The following is a 15,771-nucleotide window of genomic DNA, read 5'->3' on the forward strand; positions in this document are numbered from 1 at the left end:
TTCTGGGCATCGAACCAAGCACAAGGCCGAACCGATGCCGCTGTTTCTCTCTGATGACGCCTATTCCCGCCTGCTGGCCGATCTGGCCGGGGCCTTCATTGCCGCCACCAGCACGGGCGCCGATCTGCGCGACAAGTTGGCCGAAGCCTTGGCCGGTGCGGACGTGCTGCCCGAGGCCTGCCGGGGTGACTTCGTGGAAGGCGTGGCGGCGGCGGCGTGATGGGGTGACGCCTGCAAATATCCTGCAAACTCGACTGTTTTCAGGGGCGTTACGGTTTTTTCTGCAAACGCAAATCCGCAACGCACTGAGATATAATGATAAAATCTGCAAAGTTTGCCGCGCATTTTCCTGAAGTTTGCCGCGCGACAGATAGCAGAATCGTGTTTATTAGTAGGTTTGCCCGCAGCGGTTCCCGCCGCTGCGAAGCAAGAGCGGCAGGTGTTAGCGCACCTGCCAAAACGAAACGCTCATACGGAGAAAGCCATGCACGAGCGCAACGACACGACCCCTTTTGACGAAATCAAGAAAGCCGAGGTAAATATGAATACCATGAACACGCCCGAAACCGCAACCATGACCGCCGCCCGGCTGATCCGCGCAAAGCTGGCACCTGTCGTCAACGTGGAGGCCGCGTGATGACCGTTTCTTACCTGCGCCTCGTTACCGTAGATGGTGTTCGAATTGGCCCGGACTACTCCGAACTTGACCTGTTTGCGCAGGAACAGGCTCGGGCAAGTGCGCGGTTTCATAGAGAAGAGGCCGCACACGAACGCAGATTCTGGTTTAATATGCGCGCAGCCTTGCCGCACTGTGCCGAAGCCGACTTGATGCTTGCTTCGGTTGAATACGGTGTTGCGATGCACCTGCGCGCCGCTGAATTGTTTGACCGCATTCATAAGGCTGACCAGTTCACCAAGGAGGTCTGCGAACAGAAGGCCAATCTTAGCGAGAAGGCCGCGCAGGCGTTTACGCAAGCTGGCGATTTGATGATGCAGATTGCCCCGCGAGTGGCCTGACCACGACCAGAACGGGCGCCTTCACCGGCGCCCGTTTTTCTTTCCATTCCAACCGACACTTCCCCGGCCCGCGCGTATTCATAGCTAAGAGGTTGACACGCCGGGCCACCCAAGCAGGGCCGAATGTGTTGCGATTAGTCGGAAAGTGCGCGGGTTCATTCACACCCAACAACCCCGACACGGCACGGCGGCTGCCTCCTAGCTGCGCGGTGCTGGAACTGGTTTGTGCAGCCAGAGAGAGGGGCGGGGCGAAAGCCTCGCCCTTTCTTCATGGCGAGAGTCGCCAAAATCTGTTCCTGGCCCATGTGGAACAGCCACGGGACTGTAACACAGGAGATCACTTCGGCCTGCGTAAGTCTTTGATTTTACTATGAAATTTCTATTGGCTGGGGCGCTAGGATTCGAACCTAGGTATGGCGGTACCAAAAACCGCTGCCTTACCACTTGGCGACGCCCCAACCGTGCCGCGGTGTTTAGCCAAGCAGCTGGGGGGCTGCAAGAGCGATCTGACGAAAAATGCACCCGTTGCTGTGCCGGGGCCGAAAGGTTACGAACATGGCATGACACAGGTGGATACGGTTGTTCTGGGGGCCGGTGCGGCCGGGATGTTTGCTGCGATCGAGGCAGGGCGCCGGGGGCGCCGGGTGCTGGTTATCGACCATGCGAAGGCCGCGGGCGAAAAGATCCGCATCTCCGGCGGCGGGCGTTGCAATTTCACCAATCTCGACATTCGGGGCGAGAGGTTTCTGTCGCGCAACCCGCGCTTTGCGCTTTCGGCGCTGAAACGCTTCACCCAATGGGATTTCATCGCCCGCGTCGATGCGGTGGGCATCCCTTGGCACGAAAAGACGCTGGGGCAACTGTTCTGCGATGGGTCTGCCAAAGAGATCATCGCCATGCTGCTGCGCGACATGGCGCAGGCCGGAGTGCAGCTTTGGCTGGAGACGGAGCTTGGCGCCGTGACGCAAGACAAGCAGGGCTTCCGCGTGGAAACCTCGCGCGGTGTGGTGGTGGCGGCGCGGGTGATCGTGGCGACGGGCGGCAAATCCATCCCGAAGATGGGCGCCACCGGCTATGGCTACCGCATCGCCGAAAGCTTCGGCCTGCCGCTGGTGGAAACCCGGCCCGGTCTGGTGCCGCTGACACTGGCCGAACAGGTGCTGGAACCGATGAAGCCGCTGGCGGGCACCTCGGTTCAGGGACGCGCCAGTCTGGGGCGCATCGGGTTTGACGAGGCGATCCTGTTCACCCATCGCGGGCTGTCCGGTCCGGCTATCTTGCAGATCAGCTCTTACTGGCGCGAGGGCGAAAGCCTGAGCCTAGATCTGGCGCGCGGCGCCGAGGCGGGGCGCGTGCTGCGCGAGATGCGGCAAAGCACCGGGCGCATCGCCTTGCGCACGGCGCTGGCGCGGCTGGTGCCCGAGAAACTGGCCCGCCATCTGGAAGAGATCAGCGGGCTGAACGGCAATCTGGCCGATCAGGGCAATGCCGCGCTGGATCATCTGGCGGGGCTGGTGCATGGCCTGCCGATCACACCGGTTGGCAGCGAGGGCTACCGCACCGCCGAGGTGACGCTGGGTGGCGTGGATACCGACGCGCTCGATGCCCGCACAATGGAGGCCAAGGCTGTGCCGGGGCTGCACTTCATTGGCGAGGTAGTGGATGTCACCGGCTGGCTGGGTGGTTACAACTTCCAATGGGCGTGGTCATCGGGTTGGGCGGCCGGGCAAATACAATAATCCGATAATCAATATTATGTAATATAAATACGGTACAGAACTGACCTTCGCATCAGCCCTTGCATTTCAGGGCAAGGATCGGGCAAAGAACCCGCACTCCCACAGATGAGGCTGCCCATGACCTTCTCGCGTGCCATCAAGATCGCCCCGTCGATCCTGTCTGCTGATTTCGCCAATTTCGGTGCCGAATGCGAAGCCATTGAGGCGCAGGGCTGCGACTGGGTGCATGTCGATGTGATGGATGGGCACTTTGTTCCGAATATCACTTTCGGGCCAAGCACTTGCGCGGCGATCCGCAAGCACATCAAGGGCGTGATGGATGTGCATCTGATGATTGCCCCGGTCGATCCCTATATCGAGGCCTTTGCCAGCGCTGGCGCCGACGTCATCACCGCACATCTGGAGGCTGGACCGCATATCCACCGCACCCTGCAGGCGATCCGCGCCAGTGGCGCCAAGGCCGGGTTGGCGCTGAACCCCGGCACCGGGATCGAGTCTGTGGCCCATCTGCTCGACATGGTTGACCTGATCTGCGTGATGACGGTAAACCCGGGCTTCGGTGGCCAGAAATTCATTCATTCCCAAGTGGATAAGGTGCGTTCTTTGCGTGCCATGATCGGTGATCGCCCGATCCATATCGAGATTGACGGCGGCGTGACGGTGGAAACCGCGCCGCTGGTGGCCGCTGCGGGCGCCGATGTGCTGGTGGCCGGGTCGGCGGTGTTCAAGGGCGGCTCTGTCGGCAATCCCGCCCCTTACGGCGAGAATATTCGCGCCATCCGGGCCGTTGCGGAAGCTGCGCACGGCTGACACATACATATTCAAGACTTGAAATGTATCCCCAGCATGGGTAGGTATCGCTGAGACGCACCGGAATTGGTCTGGTGCGTTACAGGTGCCAACCATGCAGCGCTACTTTCCCATCCTCGACTGGGGCCGGACCTATCGCCGCGCCACGCTGGGCAATGACCTGCTGGCGGCACTGATCGTCACCATCATGCTGATCCCGCAATCGCTGGCCTATGCGCTGCTGGCGGGGCTTCCGGCGCAGGTCGGGCTGTATGCCTCGATTGCGCCGCTGCTGCTGTACACGGTCTTCGGAACCGCGCGCGCCTTGGCCGTTGGCCCGGTGGCGGTGGCCAGCCTGATGACGGCCGCCGCAGTGGCACCGCTGGCCGCCGAGGGCAGCGCGGCCTATCTGGGTGCGGCTGTCGCGCTGGCCTTCCTGTCGGGGCTGCTGCTGCTGGCGATGGGGCTGCTGCGGCTGGGCTTCATGGCGAATTTCATCAGCCATCCGGTGATTTCTGGCTTCATCACCGCCTCGGGCCTGCTGATCGCGGCGGGACAGATCCCGCAACTGGCGGGGCTTTCGGTGCGCGGCGAAACGCTGCCCGACCTGGTGATCGCCATCACCGAAAAACTGCCCCAAGCCAGCCTGATCACCCTGCTGATCGGCCTGCCGGTGCTGGCCTTCCTGTTCTGGACGCGCAGCCGCCTGAAAGGCACGCTGATGCGCCTCGGCCAGTCAGCCAAGCTGGCGGGGGTGATGACCCGCGCTGCGCCAGTCGTCGCGGTTGCCGCCACGACGCTTGCAAGCTGGGGCTTTGGCCTGTCGGGCCGCGTGCCGGTCGTGGGCGAGATTCCGGGCGGCTTGCCGGTGCCGGTTTTGCCACCCTTTGACCTCGCGCTTTGGAAACAGATCCTCGTCCCCGCCGCGCTGATCTCGCTGGTGGGCTATGTCGAGACGATCTCGGTCGCGCAGACGCTTGCCGCCAAACGCCGCCAGCGCATCGACCCGGATCAGGAGCTTGTGGCGCTTGGCGTGGCAAACATCGGCTCGGCGGTTTCGGGCGGCTTTCCGGTGACGGGCGGGTTTGCGCGGTCGGTGGTGAATTTCGACGCCGGGGCCGAAACCCCTGCTGCGGGCGCCTTTACCGCCATCGGCATGGCACTGGCGACGCTGTTTCTGACCCCCCTGCTCTTTCACCTGCCCAAAGCGACCCTGGCCGCCACCATCATCGTCGCGGTGCTGAGCCTTGTGGATTTCGGCGCGCTGCGCCGCACCTTGGCCTATAGCCGCAGCGATTTCGCCGCCATGCTGGCCACCATCCTCGTGACTCTGGTCGCGGGGGTCGAGGCCGGGATCAGCGCAGGCGTCGCACTGTCCATAGGGCTGCATTTGTGGCGCAGTTCGCGCCCGCATGTCGCCGTGGTGGGTCAGGTGCCGGGGACCGAGCATTTCCGCAATGTGGCCCGGCACAATGTCGTCACCGCACCGGGCATCCTGTCGATCCGCATTGATGAAAGCCTGTATTTCCCCAATGCCCGCTTTCTGGAAGACCGCCTGCTGGAGGCGCTGGCCGAACAACCCGGGCTGCGCCACGTCGTGCTGATCTGCGCGGCGGTGAATGTGATCGACAGTTCGGCGCTGGAAACGCTGGAGGATATGAATGCCCGGCTGAAGGATGGCGGCGTGAGCCTGCACCTGTCCGAGGTGAAGGGTCCGGTGATGGACAAGCTGGCGCGCAGCCCGTTCCTGCACGAGCTGACAGGCCAGGTGTTCTTGACGCAGTATGATGCGATGATCGCGCTGGCCCCCGAAGTGACCCAAACCTGCCACGATGCGGCGCGCTGCGAAACGGCAAGGGCCGCGCGGTAGGGCGCGGCCTCCCTGCCCTTAGACGATGGCCTGTTCGCGGAATGGCCGCCCCGCCAGCACCCGCGCCACCGACAGATCCGACAGATCGATGCTCTGCCAGCCGCCATGCAACACATGTTCGGCAATGCCACGCCCGATCGCCGGAGCCTGTTGCAGCCCGTGGCCCGAAAAGCCGTTCATCAGGAACAGCGAAGGCAGATCGGGGTGCGGCCCGAGAATCGCGTTCTGATCCAGCGTGTTATAGGCGTAATGGCCCACCCAGTGCCGCAGCACCTTGGCCGCGTCAAACCCGGGTATGCGGTTGTAGATCTGTTCCCAGATCACATCCTCGAACAGATGCAGATCGGGTTCGAAATCATCCACCGCGCAAGGCCCGTCATCCTGCGGCACGGTCGCCGTGATCCATTGGCCATGCTCGGGGCGCATGTAATAGCCCGCGTCGATCAGCAGCGGCGCGTCGGGATGGCGGGCATTGGGCGCATCCACCACGAAGACCGTGCGCTTGCGCGGCTCCACCGGCAGGTCAAGCCCGGCCCAGCGGCAGACCTCTGCCGCGCGGGTGCCGGCGGCATTGATCGCGGTGGCGCAGGGAATGAAGCCGCGCCGCGCCAGTGTGACCCCGGTCACCTTGCCCCCGGCCACCGTCAGCCCGGTTGCGGTATCGCTGACAAACTCTGCTCCCTGTGCTTTCGCGGCGGTGCGGAACCCGGCCAGCAGGCCCATATTGTCGAACCAGCCCTCGTCCCGGTCACCGAACGACCCGCCGGTGATGTCATCCACCGCGATCCATGGAAAGCGCGCCTGAACGGCCTCGGGCGTCAGAACCTGCGTCGCCGCCCCATGTGCGCGCTGCATCGCCGCCGCCTCTTCCAGCATCTGCCGCCCTTCTGCGCTGTGGCACAGGAACAGATAGCCGTTCTCCTTCAGCCCCAGTTCACCGACACCGGCCCCCGCAGCGCCCAGACTCGCCTGAAAATCGCGGATGAAGCCAATGCCAAAGCGCGAAATCTCCACATTCACCGCCGTGGTGAACTGCTGCCGGATCGACGCCGCCGATAGCGCGGTGGAGGCGCGCGCAAAGCTCGGATCACGTTCCACCACCAGAACCCTCAGCCCAGGGGACATTCGCGTCAGCCAATACGCCGCCGCCGCCCCCATCACAGCGCCGCCGATGATCACGATGTCACGCGGCTGAACCTGTTCCGTCATCTTCCTGATCTTCCTTGCAAACCTGCCACCTGCCCTGCGTTAGGCTCGACAAGCGGCTACAATCGCCGGTAATACAGAGCTTCGGTGTAGTTTCCAGCCCTGCGGCGACAGTCTGTGACGGTTTCTGCCAGGTATGTCTAAATGGGGTTTTACAAGGTGACGGACGTGCTTGGCCTGCTGAACCGGATCGCGGCTGCCTCCAGTGTGGACGCCGTTTGGGATCTTGCGGTGTCGCAGTTCCGGCGACACGGGTTCTCACGGGTGAATTACGGCTATACCCGTTTCCGCAATGCCAGCTCGATGGGCAATACCGATGATGCGCTGTATCTGACGACCTTCGGCCCCGATTACAGCCAATTCTACTTTCGCGAGGGGTTCTTCGCACGGACGCCGCTCTATCGCTGGGCCGTCGAAAATGCGGGAGTCTGCACCTGGCGTTGGGTCGAGGAGCATTTGTTGTCGGGAAAATTCGGGCCCGAGGATGCCGCCGCCGTGCAACAGAACGCGGCCCGGGGTCTTCGGGCGGGCATCACCATCAGCTTCCCAGAACCGACACCGCGCGAAAAGGGAGCGCTGGGTCTGGCCGCCGATCCGGGGATGGACCACGATGCCGTGGATGCGATCTGGGAGGAACATGGCGCGGGAATCGAGGCGGTGGCGCATATGATGCATCTGCGCATATCGCAACTGCCGCTGGTCACCCGTCGCCGCCCGCTTTCACCTCGCCAGCGCGAGGCTTTGCAATGGGTCGCCGATGGCAAGACCACACAGGATATTGCGCTTTTGATGCAGATTTCGCCCACAATGGTCGAAAAACACCTGCGTCTTGCTCGCGCTGCGCTCGATGTGGAAACAACCGCGCAGGCGGTTGCCAAGGGCACGCTGCTGAACCAGATTTTCATTCGAGCCGACGAGAAGCCACAAAATCCCTAACAAATCATTAACGACCTATACGAAAGGTTAGGAATACCGCACTTACCCAGCGTCAAATTCTGTGGAACAACGTGGATGTCCCAGAGTGGTGGCTTCGGCCTTGGGATCAGCGGGAAGATACGATTTGTTGGTCTGAACGCGAACCGCCCTTTGGGGCGGATAGTGCCGGTTCGTGCAGAGATTGTTTCTGCCTCCGATCCGTTTATACCCGCGCTCCACCCTCATCCCCAATGAGGAGCGCAAAAAATGGTGCAGTCCTTGGGACTGCACCATTTTTTTATGCCTGGCCTGCAACATGCCTCACCCCTGCTCCAACGAAAAACGGCGCCCCTTGGGGCGCCGTGTTCCTTCAACCAATCCGGGAGAATCAGCCTTTCAGAGCTTTCGCCACTTCGGCAGCGAAATCTTCTTTCTCTTTCTCGATCCCTTCGCCCACGGCGACACGGGCATAGCCGGTGATCTCGACGCCGGCATCCTTGGCGGCCTGCTCGACCGTCAGGTCCGGGTTGATCACGAAGGCCTGACCCAGCAGCGTGTTCTCGGCGAGGAATTTCTTCATCCGACCGGGAATGATGTTGTTGTGGATCACCTGCTCGGGCTTCGGCTTGGCCGAAGTGGCGTTTTCTTCCAGCGCCTTGGCGGTCTGCACGGCCAGCTCACGCTCCAGCACCGACGGGTCCAGAGTGGCTTCCGACAGCGACAGCGGCGAGGTTGCGGCAATGTGCATCGCAAACTGACGACCGATTTCCTGCGCCTTGTCAGCCGGGCCATTCAGCGCAACCAGCACGCCGATCTTGCCCAGGCCATCGGCCGCAGCGTTGTGGACATAGGACACAACGGTATCGCCTTCCAGCACATGCAGGCGGCGGAAGGTCATGTTCTCGCCGATGCGAGCCACCGCATTGGTGATGACCTGTTCGACGGTTTCGCCGTTCAGATCAGCAGCCTTGACCACCTCGACCGTCTCGCCCACTTCCAGCGCGACTTTGGTCACTTCACGTACCAGCGCCTGGAAATCGGCGTTCTTGGCCACGAAGTCGGTTTCCGAGTTGATTTCGACGGCAACGCCGCGACCGTTGGAAACGGCCACGCCGATCAGGCCTTCGGCCGCAACGCGGTCGGCCTTCTTGGCGGCTTTCGCCAGGCCCTTGGTGCGCAGCCAGTCAACAGCGGCTTCCATGTCGCCATTGGTTTCGGTCAGCGCTTTTTTAGCGTCCATCATGCCTGCGCCAGTCGACTCGCGCAGTTCTTTCACCATCGCAGCGGTGATTGTCATTTCACATCTCCTGAAATCGGATTGCCCCGGCGGGATATGCCCCCGCCGGGTAACGGCCTTGCGACAGCAGGTCTCAGGCTTCGGCGACGGCTTCTTCTTCCGGCGCAACTTCCAGTGCGCCGATGTCAACGCCAGCGGCGCCGAGCTGAGCCGACATGCCTTCCAGCGCAGCCCGCGAAATGAGGTCGCAATACAGCGCGATCGCACGGGCGGCGTCGTCGTTGCCCGGGATCACATAGTCCACGCCCTTGGGCGAGCAGTTGGTGTCCACCACAGCCACGACCGGGATGCCCAGCTTCTGCGCTTCCAGAATGGCCAGATCTTCCTTGCCCACATCAATGATGAACAGCAGGTCCGGCACGCCGCCCATTTCACGAATGCCGCCCAGCGAAGCCTGCAGCTTGGACTGCTCGCGCTCCATGTTCAGGCGTTCTTTCTTGGTCAGACCGTCGGCGCCATGCGCCATCAGCTCGTCGATCTGCTTCAGACGGTTGATCGACTGCGACACGGTTTTCCAGTTGGTGAGCGTGCCGCCCAGCCAGCGGTGGTTCATGTAGTATTGCGCGCATTTTTCGGCGGCTTCGGCGATCGGCTTCTGGGCCTGACGCTTGGTGCCGACGAACAGGATACGGCCGCCCTTGGCGACGGTGTCGCGCACGACTTTCAGCGCCTGGTCCAGCATCGGAACAGTTTGCGTCAGGTCGAGAATGTGAATGCCATTGCGGTCGCCGTAGATGTATTCACCCATCTTCGGGTTCCAGCGAGCGGTCTGGTGACCGTAGTGAACGCCAGCTTCAAGCAGCTGACGCATCGAGAAATCGGGGAGCGCCATGTCCATATCCTTTTCCGGTTTGCGCCTCGGCGAAGCCTTGAGGGATCTCTCCCAACCGGCGGACCCATGAGGATTTCTCCCCCATGAAGCCCAAGCCTCGCCTGTGAAGTGCCGCGCACCTAGCACCCCGCCCCGGCCTTTGCAAGGGGGCGCGTCCCGCTTGCACCGCGTGTTTTCCGCAGTTCCCCGCCCGCGCACAACGCTTTATACACGGCGCAAGCGGAACGTGACAGAGGTGCAAGGTGCAGCTTGCCTACAAAGGCCCGGCCTATGAAGGGGCCTTCATCGACAGGGGCGGCAACACGCTCGTCGTGACATTCAGCGAACGCCGGATGCCGGACTCGCCTGCGTTTTTCGCCGAGGCGTTTCTTGAAAAGCGTGGCTACAGTGCCCTGCATATCCGGGCGCTGAACAATGGCTGGTATCTGGAAGACGAGGCTGCCACCTGTATCACCGCCTGTCTTGCGCAGGTTCCGTCGGGGCGGTTCCGCCGCACCGTTCTTTACGGCGCGTCGATGGGCAGTTTTGGTTTGCTGCGGCACGCCCATCGCTTTGCCGCCCGCGACATTCTGATCGCGGCGCCGGTCTGCAACATTGCCCCGAAATTCGATAATCGTTGGTTGCCGGATTACAAGGCTCTGATTGCAGGCCCCGAAGATCCGCGCCTGCGCTTCCGCAGCACCCTTGCCGGTGTCAGGGTCCGGGTATTGTATGACCCCTACGGTGACGATGCCAAGCAACTGCGCTTTCTGGAACGGTCGGTGACAGTTGATCGGATTGCCGTGCCGTTTGCCGGGCATAACGTGCTGGCCTTTCTGAAACGGGCCGGGGTGCTGGGTACGGCAATCGGCGCGCTGCTCGCAGAAGAAGACGGGGTGGCGCAGACGCAGGCCCTGATCCGGCAGGCCCGCAAGCAGAACCCGCTCTATTACACCGGTCTGTCCGATCGGCTGCGCCGTCGTCCCACGCTGGCGCGCCGCGTGCTGTCGCAGGGGGTGCGGGTCTTGCCCGCCGATCCCACGCTTGCGCTGCGCATGGCCGGGATCGAGGCCCAGACGGGTCAACCCGCGGCCGCCGCAAGCCGGATCAGCGCGGTTCTGAGCCAGCATGACCCGCGGCGCATTTCAGCCGAACTGTGCCGCGCCCTGGTACCCTATCTCGAAGCAGGCGGCGAACTTGCGCCGATGCAATCCGCCATCGCCCGGCTGGATGCGACACTGCGCCCGCGCAACCGCCCCGAACAGCTTTGGTATGCGCGGTTGCTGCGCGCGTCGGGGCGGCTGGACGACGCTTGCCGCGCCCATGAACCGCTGTTGCAGGGCGGCGCATTCGATGCACATGTGCATTACGAACGCGCCATGATCTTCCTGACGCTCGGCCTGCCGTATCTGGCCCGCAGCTCGCTTCATCAGGCCTTGGTCGCCGTTCCCGGCTATGGCCGCGCGCGCGAGGCTTTGCAGAATCTCGACACCCCTGCCCCGTACAAATCGGCCGAGGCGGCGCAATGATCGGTCAGCCCCCTGACATCCTCTGCATCGGCTCTGTCCTGTGGGACATCATCGGCCGCTCGCCCACCGCCATGCGGCTTGGCTCTGACGTGCCGGGGCGCATCACCCGCCTGCCCGGCGGCGTGGCGATGAACATCGCCATGACGCTGCGCCGCTTCGGTCTGGCGCCGGGCCTGCTGACCACCATCGGGCGCGACCCTGAAGGCGACGAGCTGGTCGCCGCCTGCGCCCGCATGGGCATGGTCACCGATCACATCTATCGGTCCGAAGACCTGCCGACCGACCGCTATATGGCCGTCGAGGGCGCCAATGGCCTGATCGCCGCCATCGCCGACGCCCATTCGCTGGAAGCCTCGGGCGACAAGATCCTGCGCCCGCTGGCCGATGGGCGGCTGGGCAGTGCGGCGGCGCCGTGGTCCGGCCCCATCGCGCTGGACGGCAACCTGACCGAGGCGCTGCTGGCCGACATCGCGGGCTCGGCCCTGTTTGCCCGCGCCGATCTGCGCGTGGCCCCCGCCAGCCCCGGCAAGGCGGAACGGCTGTTGCCGTTGCTGGCCCATCCGCGCGCAACGCTTTATGTGAACCTTGAGGAAGCCGGGCTGCTGTGTGCGGCCGAATTTTCCAGCGCGCCCGAGGCTGCGGAAGGCCTGCTGGCGCGCGGGGCGCATCGCGTGCTGGTCACCCATGGCGGCAAGCCCTGTGCCGACGGGTTGCACGGCGCCGGTGTGATCAGCGACAGCCCGCTCCCGGTTCTGGTGACCCGCATCACCGGCGCGGGCGATACTTTCATGGCGGCGCATCTCGTCGCCGAACGGCGGGGCGAGGATCGGGCGCAGGCGCTGGCCTCTGCCCTGCGCGCCGCCGCCATCTATGTTTCAGGAGAAATCGGATCGTGACCCAACTGCCGCTCAGCTTCACCCCCGAGGTCGCCGAGGCGCTGGCCGCTGGCCGCCCCGTCGTCGCGCTGGAATCGACGATCATCACCCATGGGATGCCCTTCCCGCAGAATGTGCAGGCGGCCCGCGCGGTCGAGGCCGAGGTGCGCGCCCATGGCGCCGTGCCCGCCACCATCGCGGTGATGGGCGGGCGCATCCATATCGGCCTGTCCGATGCGGAGCTTGATGCGCTGGGGCAGGCCGAACATGTGATGAAGCTCAGCCGCGCCGATCTGGCCGCCTGTCTGGCCATGGGGCGGATGGGGGCCACCACGGTCGCCGCCACGATGATCTGTTCGGCGCTGGCGGGCATCCATGTCTTTGCCACCGGCGGTATCGGCGGCGTGCATCGCGGCGCCGAAACCTCGTTCGACATTTCCGCCGATCTGCCGGAACTCGCCGCCTCGCCCGTCACCGTGGTGGCCGCCGGCGCCAAGGCCATTCTGGATCTGCCCAAAACGCTGGAAGTGCTGGAAACCCAGGGCGTGCCGGTCATCGCCTTCGGACAGGATGAGTTTCCGGCCTTCTGGTCGCGCTCGTCCGGCCTGAAGGCGCCGCTGCGCATGGATGATGCCGCGACGATCGCCGCCGCCCATCTGATGCGCGTGCGCCTGGGCCTGCCGGGCGGGCAGCTTGTCGCCAACCCGATCCCGCTGGAGGCCGAAATCCCCCGCGAAGACATCACCCCGGTGATCGAGGCGGCGCTGGCCGAGGCGGAGGCCGCCAAGATCGCCGCCAAGGACGTGACCCCCTTCCTGCTCGACCGCATGTTCGAGATGACCGGGGGGCGTTCGCTCGATGCCAATATCGCGCTGGTGCTGAACAATGCGCGCCTGGCTGCGGCAATCGCCACCGAAATCGTCGCACAACGCGGATAAGCAGGTGCAGGGCGGCAATTCTTCCGCCCTGCCCGTTGCCGCCCCCTGCCGCGACGCTTAGGTTAGCCGGGCCGACAGGAGATCGCATGGAAGAGCCGCACGATACCGCCCACCGCAAACGCGGCCTGCTCGCCGGGCTGCGGGCCAGTTTTCTGACCGGGCTTGTCGTGGTGCTGCCCATCGGCCTGACCATCTATCTGGTCTATACCGTGGTCGGCTGGATCGACGGCTGGATCCTGCCGGTGATCCCCTGGGGCTGGCGGCCCGATCAACTGGTGGCCTATTACCTTGGCCCCGACGCCAATTTCCCGACGCGCGGGCTCGGCGTCATCGTCTTTCTGGTGTTCACCATCATCGTGGGCTGGATCGCCAAGGGCCTGATCGGGCGCTCCATCCTCGCACAGGCCGAGGCGCTGGTAGACCGGATGCCGGTCGTCCGCTCGGTCTATGGCGGGTTCAAGCAGATCACCGAAACCTTCTTCGCCAAATCCGAGAAAAGCTTCGATCGCACCTGCCTTGTCGAATTCCCCCGCCCCGGCAGTTGGGCCGTGGGTTTCGTCGCCACAACCGCCAAGGGCGAGATTGCGGCGAAACTGCCCAGCGACAAGAAGATGATCGCGGTTTTCGTGGCGCTGACGCCACTGACCTCGGGCATCCTGCTGTTCGTGCCGGAAGAGGACGTGATCTTCCTCGACATGAAGGCGGATGATGCGGTGAAGCTGATCGTATCGGCCGGGCTGGTCTCGCCCGGCACGAAAGAGGTGCAGGGGCTGCTAGCCGAACAGCCCGCGCAGATCGACTGAGCTGCGCTGCCCCAGATCCTGCCGGTGCTGGCGCAGGAACCGCGCCGCCGCCTGCTGCCCCGCCTCGCGCAGTCGCGCGATCATGCCCGGCGCCGGGGTCAGCTTGCTGGAGGCATCCAGCTCGTTCATCAGCGCATCGTCGGCAATGACATGGACATTCAGATCCTTCATCGTCCCCTGCGGCATCCGCCCCTCGGCCAACAGCCGCTTGACGAAATTCACCGCCCGCAATTCGCCCAGCAGCGCCGAGTTGAAGCTGATCTCATTGATCCGGTTCTGAATTTCTACCGGCGTTACCGGCAGATCTTCGCGCCGCAGCGGGTTGATCGACACGATCACGATGTCATCGGGCAGATGCGGCTGATACAGCGGAAACAGCGCGGGATTGCCGGAATAGCCGCCATCCCAGAAGACTTCCTGCCGCCCCGTCGCCGGATCGCGCAATTCCACCGCCTGAAACACCGTCGGCAGGCAGGCCGAGGCCAGCAGCACTGCGGGCGAAATCTCGTCGCCCGCAAACACCCGGATCTTGCCCGACCGCACATTGGTAGCCGAGATGAACAGATCCGGCCCCTGCTTTGCGCAGATGCGGGTGAAATCGAACCGCGCCACCACCTCGTTCAGCGGGTTCTGCCAGAACGGCCCCCAAGCATAAGGCGTATAGACCTGCGCGGCCATCGCGGCGGGGGACACCGGCATGTTCGCCGCCATCGCCTCGGCCATGGCCGTGGTCATCGGGAAGGCCGCGCTCAGCCAGCGCGCCACCCGCAGATCCCCCAGCGCACTGACCCGGCCCCAAAGCCGGGCGAGGTTGTCCACCGCCCCGACCTTGCCGCCCTCGATCAGCCCCATCTTCAGCGCCGCCGCGTTCAGCGCCCCGGCCGAGGTGCCGGAAATCCCGGCAATCTCGATCTCCGGCTCTTCCAGCAGCCGTTCCAGCACGCCCCAGGTAAAGGCGCCATGCGCGCCCCCACCTTGCAGCGCCAGATTGATCCGCAGCATCAAAGCGCCGTCCAGCCGCCGTCCACGCTGATCGTGGTGCCGGTGATCTGCTCTGCCGCGCCCGAACACAGGAAGACAACGGTGCCGCCCAGTTGTTCCGTGGTCGCGAACTGCTTTGACGGTTGGCGCTGCAACAGCACGTCGCGCACCACCGTCTCGCGGTCCATGTTGTATTGCTTCATCGTGTCGGGGATCTGCGCCTCGACCAGCGGGGTCAGCACATAGCCGGGGCAGATTGCGTTGCAGGTGATGCCCTTGCCCGCCACTTCCAGCGCAACCGTCTTGGTCAGGCCCACCACCCCATGCTTGGCCGCCACATAGGCCGATTTGAACGGCGAGGCGGTCAGACCATGCGCCGAGGCGATGTTGATCACCCGCCCCCAGCCCGCAGCCTTCATTCCCGGCAGCGCGGCGGCCGTGGTGTGAAAGGCCGAAGACAGGTTGATGGCAATGATCGCGTTCCACTTGTCCACCGGGAAATCCTCGATGGCGGCGACGTGCTGGATGCCTGCATTGTTCACCAGAATGTCGCAGCCCCCGGCCTTTTCCACCAGCGCGCGGCACGCGTCGCCATTCGACATGTCGGCGGCGATGTAGCGCACGCTCACCCCATGGTCTGCCGCGATCTTCGCCGCCAGCGCGTGATCTTCGTCGCGGTCGGTAAAGCTGTTGATCACCACCTCGGCGCCCGCCTTCGCCAGCTCTTCCGCAACACCCAGCCCGATGCCGGAATTGGAGCCGGTGACGATGGCGCGTTTGCCCTTCAGGGTCATGTCTGATCTCCGGTTATGAATTTGCGATACCATAAGACGCGCCGCGCCGGATGACAGCCCCATCTTGCCGCACCCTGCACATGGGCCGAAAACCCGCCCCGCGCCCTTTGCAAACCGCCCGCGCTTTGCGCATTGCCGCCCGTAAAACAGGCGGCCGAACCAAAAAAAACGCCGGCGCGAAGCCGGCGTTAAGTCGTTGAGGCAGGT

General features: G+C 63.9%; 16 protein-coding genes and 1 tRNA gene. 11 read left to right on the forward strand and 6 right to left on the reverse strand.

Features of this window, described 5'->3' with window-relative positions; genetic code table 11:
- From BMX43_RS03785 to BMX43_RS03790, 3 genes are all read left to right on the forward strand, one after another.
- Window positions 1-220: hypothetical protein (locus BMX43_RS03785; protein WP_217643931.1), on the forward strand; the 220-nt coding region annotated here is incomplete at its 5' end.
- A gap of 264 nt (window positions 221-484) precedes the next feature.
- A complete protein-coding gene (locus tag BMX43_RS19720) occupies window positions 485-637 on the forward strand; it encodes a hypothetical protein (RefSeq protein WP_175482014.1) in 153 nt (50 codons plus the stop codon).
- Window positions 637-1,017 carry a hypothetical protein gene (locus BMX43_RS03790; RefSeq protein ID WP_091297205.1) on the forward strand — a complete coding sequence of 127 codons (381 nt, stop codon included), beginning with the start codon at window positions 637-639 and terminating at the stop codon, window positions 1,015-1,017. Before BMX43_RS19720 ends, BMX43_RS03790 begins: the two co-directional genes overlap by 1 nt.
- A 383-nt stretch (window positions 1,018-1,400) precedes the next feature.
- Here BMX43_RS03790 and BMX43_RS03795 read toward each other — a convergent pair.
- Window positions 1,401-1,475, reverse strand: a tRNA-Gln gene (locus BMX43_RS03795).
- A gap of 102 nt (window positions 1,476-1,577) precedes the next feature.
- Here BMX43_RS03795 and BMX43_RS03800 point away from each other — a divergent pair.
- From BMX43_RS03800 to BMX43_RS03810, 3 genes are all read left to right on the forward strand, one after another.
- The gene (locus BMX43_RS03800) at window positions 1,578-2,756 is read left to right on the forward strand and encodes a BaiN/RdsA family NAD(P)/FAD-dependent oxidoreductase (RefSeq protein WP_091297209.1); all 1,179 of its coding nucleotides are present in this window, start codon (window positions 1,578-1,580) and stop codon (window positions 2,754-2,756) included.
- A 117-nt stretch (window positions 2,757-2,873) separates the two neighbouring features.
- Window positions 2,874-3,566, forward strand: coding sequence for a ribulose-phosphate 3-epimerase (gene rpe, locus BMX43_RS03805; protein WP_091297213.1), 693 nt, complete (start codon window positions 2,874-2,876; stop codon window positions 3,564-3,566).
- A 94-nt stretch (window positions 3,567-3,660) separates the two neighbouring features.
- Window positions 3,661-5,415 carry a SulP family inorganic anion transporter gene (locus BMX43_RS03810; protein WP_245749370.1) on the forward strand — a complete coding sequence of 585 codons (1,755 nt, stop codon included), beginning with the start codon at window positions 3,661-3,663 and terminating at the stop codon, window positions 5,413-5,415.
- Window positions 5,416-5,433: 18 nt separating this feature from the next.
- Here the strand turns inward: BMX43_RS03810 and BMX43_RS03815 are convergent, their stop codons facing one another.
- The gene (locus tag BMX43_RS03815) at window positions 5,434-6,624 is read right to left on the reverse strand and encodes an NAD(P)/FAD-dependent oxidoreductase (RefSeq protein WP_091297219.1); all 1,191 of its coding nucleotides are present in this window, start codon (window positions 6,622-6,624) and stop codon (window positions 5,434-5,436) included.
- Window positions 6,625-6,765: 141 nt separating this feature from the next.
- Here BMX43_RS03815 and BMX43_RS03820 point away from each other — a divergent pair, with 141 nt between their 5' ends.
- Window positions 6,766-7,557, forward strand: coding sequence for a helix-turn-helix transcriptional regulator (locus BMX43_RS03820; RefSeq protein WP_091297222.1), 792 nt, complete (start codon window positions 6,766-6,768; stop codon window positions 7,555-7,557).
- A gap of 367 nt (window positions 7,558-7,924) precedes the next feature.
- Here the strand turns inward: BMX43_RS03820 and tsf are convergent, their stop codons facing one another.
- Window positions 7,925-8,833, reverse strand: coding sequence for a translation elongation factor Ts (gene tsf, locus BMX43_RS03825; protein WP_091297223.1), 909 nt, complete (start codon window positions 8,831-8,833; stop codon window positions 7,925-7,927).
- Window positions 8,834-8,906: 73 nt separating this feature from the next.
- Window positions 8,907-9,671 (reverse strand): 30S ribosomal protein S2, encoded by a 765-nt coding sequence (rpsB, locus tag BMX43_RS03830; RefSeq protein WP_091297228.1) that lies wholly within the window; start codon window positions 9,669-9,671, stop codon window positions 8,907-8,909.
- A 236-nt stretch (window positions 9,672-9,907) separates the two neighbouring features.
- On the opposite strand from rpsB, the gene BMX43_RS03835 reads away from it, so the two are divergent.
- The 4 genes from BMX43_RS03835 (at window position 9,908) to BMX43_RS03850 (ending at window position 13,789) form a co-directional block, all read left to right on the forward strand.
- Window positions 9,908-11,173, forward strand: coding sequence for a tetratricopeptide repeat protein (locus BMX43_RS03835; protein WP_091297232.1), 1,266 nt, complete (start codon window positions 9,908-9,910; stop codon window positions 11,171-11,173).
- Complete coding sequence (locus BMX43_RS03840) at window positions 11,170-12,069, forward strand: PfkB family carbohydrate kinase (RefSeq protein WP_091297236.1); 900 nt, start codon at window positions 11,170-11,172, stop codon at window positions 12,067-12,069. Before BMX43_RS03835 ends, BMX43_RS03840 begins: the two co-directional genes overlap by 4 nt.
- Window positions 12,066-12,986 (forward strand): pseudouridine-5'-phosphate glycosidase, encoded by a 921-nt coding sequence (locus BMX43_RS03845; RefSeq protein ID WP_175482015.1) that lies wholly within the window; start codon window positions 12,066-12,068, stop codon window positions 12,984-12,986. Before BMX43_RS03840 ends, BMX43_RS03845 begins: the two co-directional genes overlap by 4 nt.
- 86 nt (window positions 12,987-13,072) lie before the next feature.
- On the forward strand, window positions 13,073-13,789 hold the full coding sequence (locus tag BMX43_RS03850) for a DUF502 domain-containing protein (protein ID WP_091297240.1): 717 nt from the start codon (window positions 13,073-13,075) through the stop codon (window positions 13,787-13,789).
- Here the strand turns inward: BMX43_RS03850 and BMX43_RS03855 are convergent.
- Entirely contained in the window at window positions 13,760-14,791 is a 1,032-nt protein-coding gene (locus BMX43_RS03855; protein ID WP_091297243.1) for a patatin-like phospholipase family protein, read from the reverse strand. The genes BMX43_RS03850 and BMX43_RS03855 overlap by 30 nt on opposite strands.
- Window positions 14,791-15,564 carry a 3-hydroxybutyrate dehydrogenase gene (locus tag BMX43_RS03860; protein ID WP_091297246.1) on the reverse strand — a complete coding sequence of 258 codons (774 nt, stop codon included), beginning with the start codon at window positions 15,562-15,564 and terminating at the stop codon, window positions 14,791-14,793. Before BMX43_RS03860 ends, BMX43_RS03855 begins: the two co-directional genes overlap by 1 nt.
- Window positions 15,565-15,771: the final 207 nt, after the last annotated feature.

This window comes from Gemmobacter aquatilis (assembly GCF_900110025.1).
GTDB lineage: Bacteria > Pseudomonadota > Alphaproteobacteria > Rhodobacterales > Rhodobacteraceae > Gemmobacter > Gemmobacter aquatilis.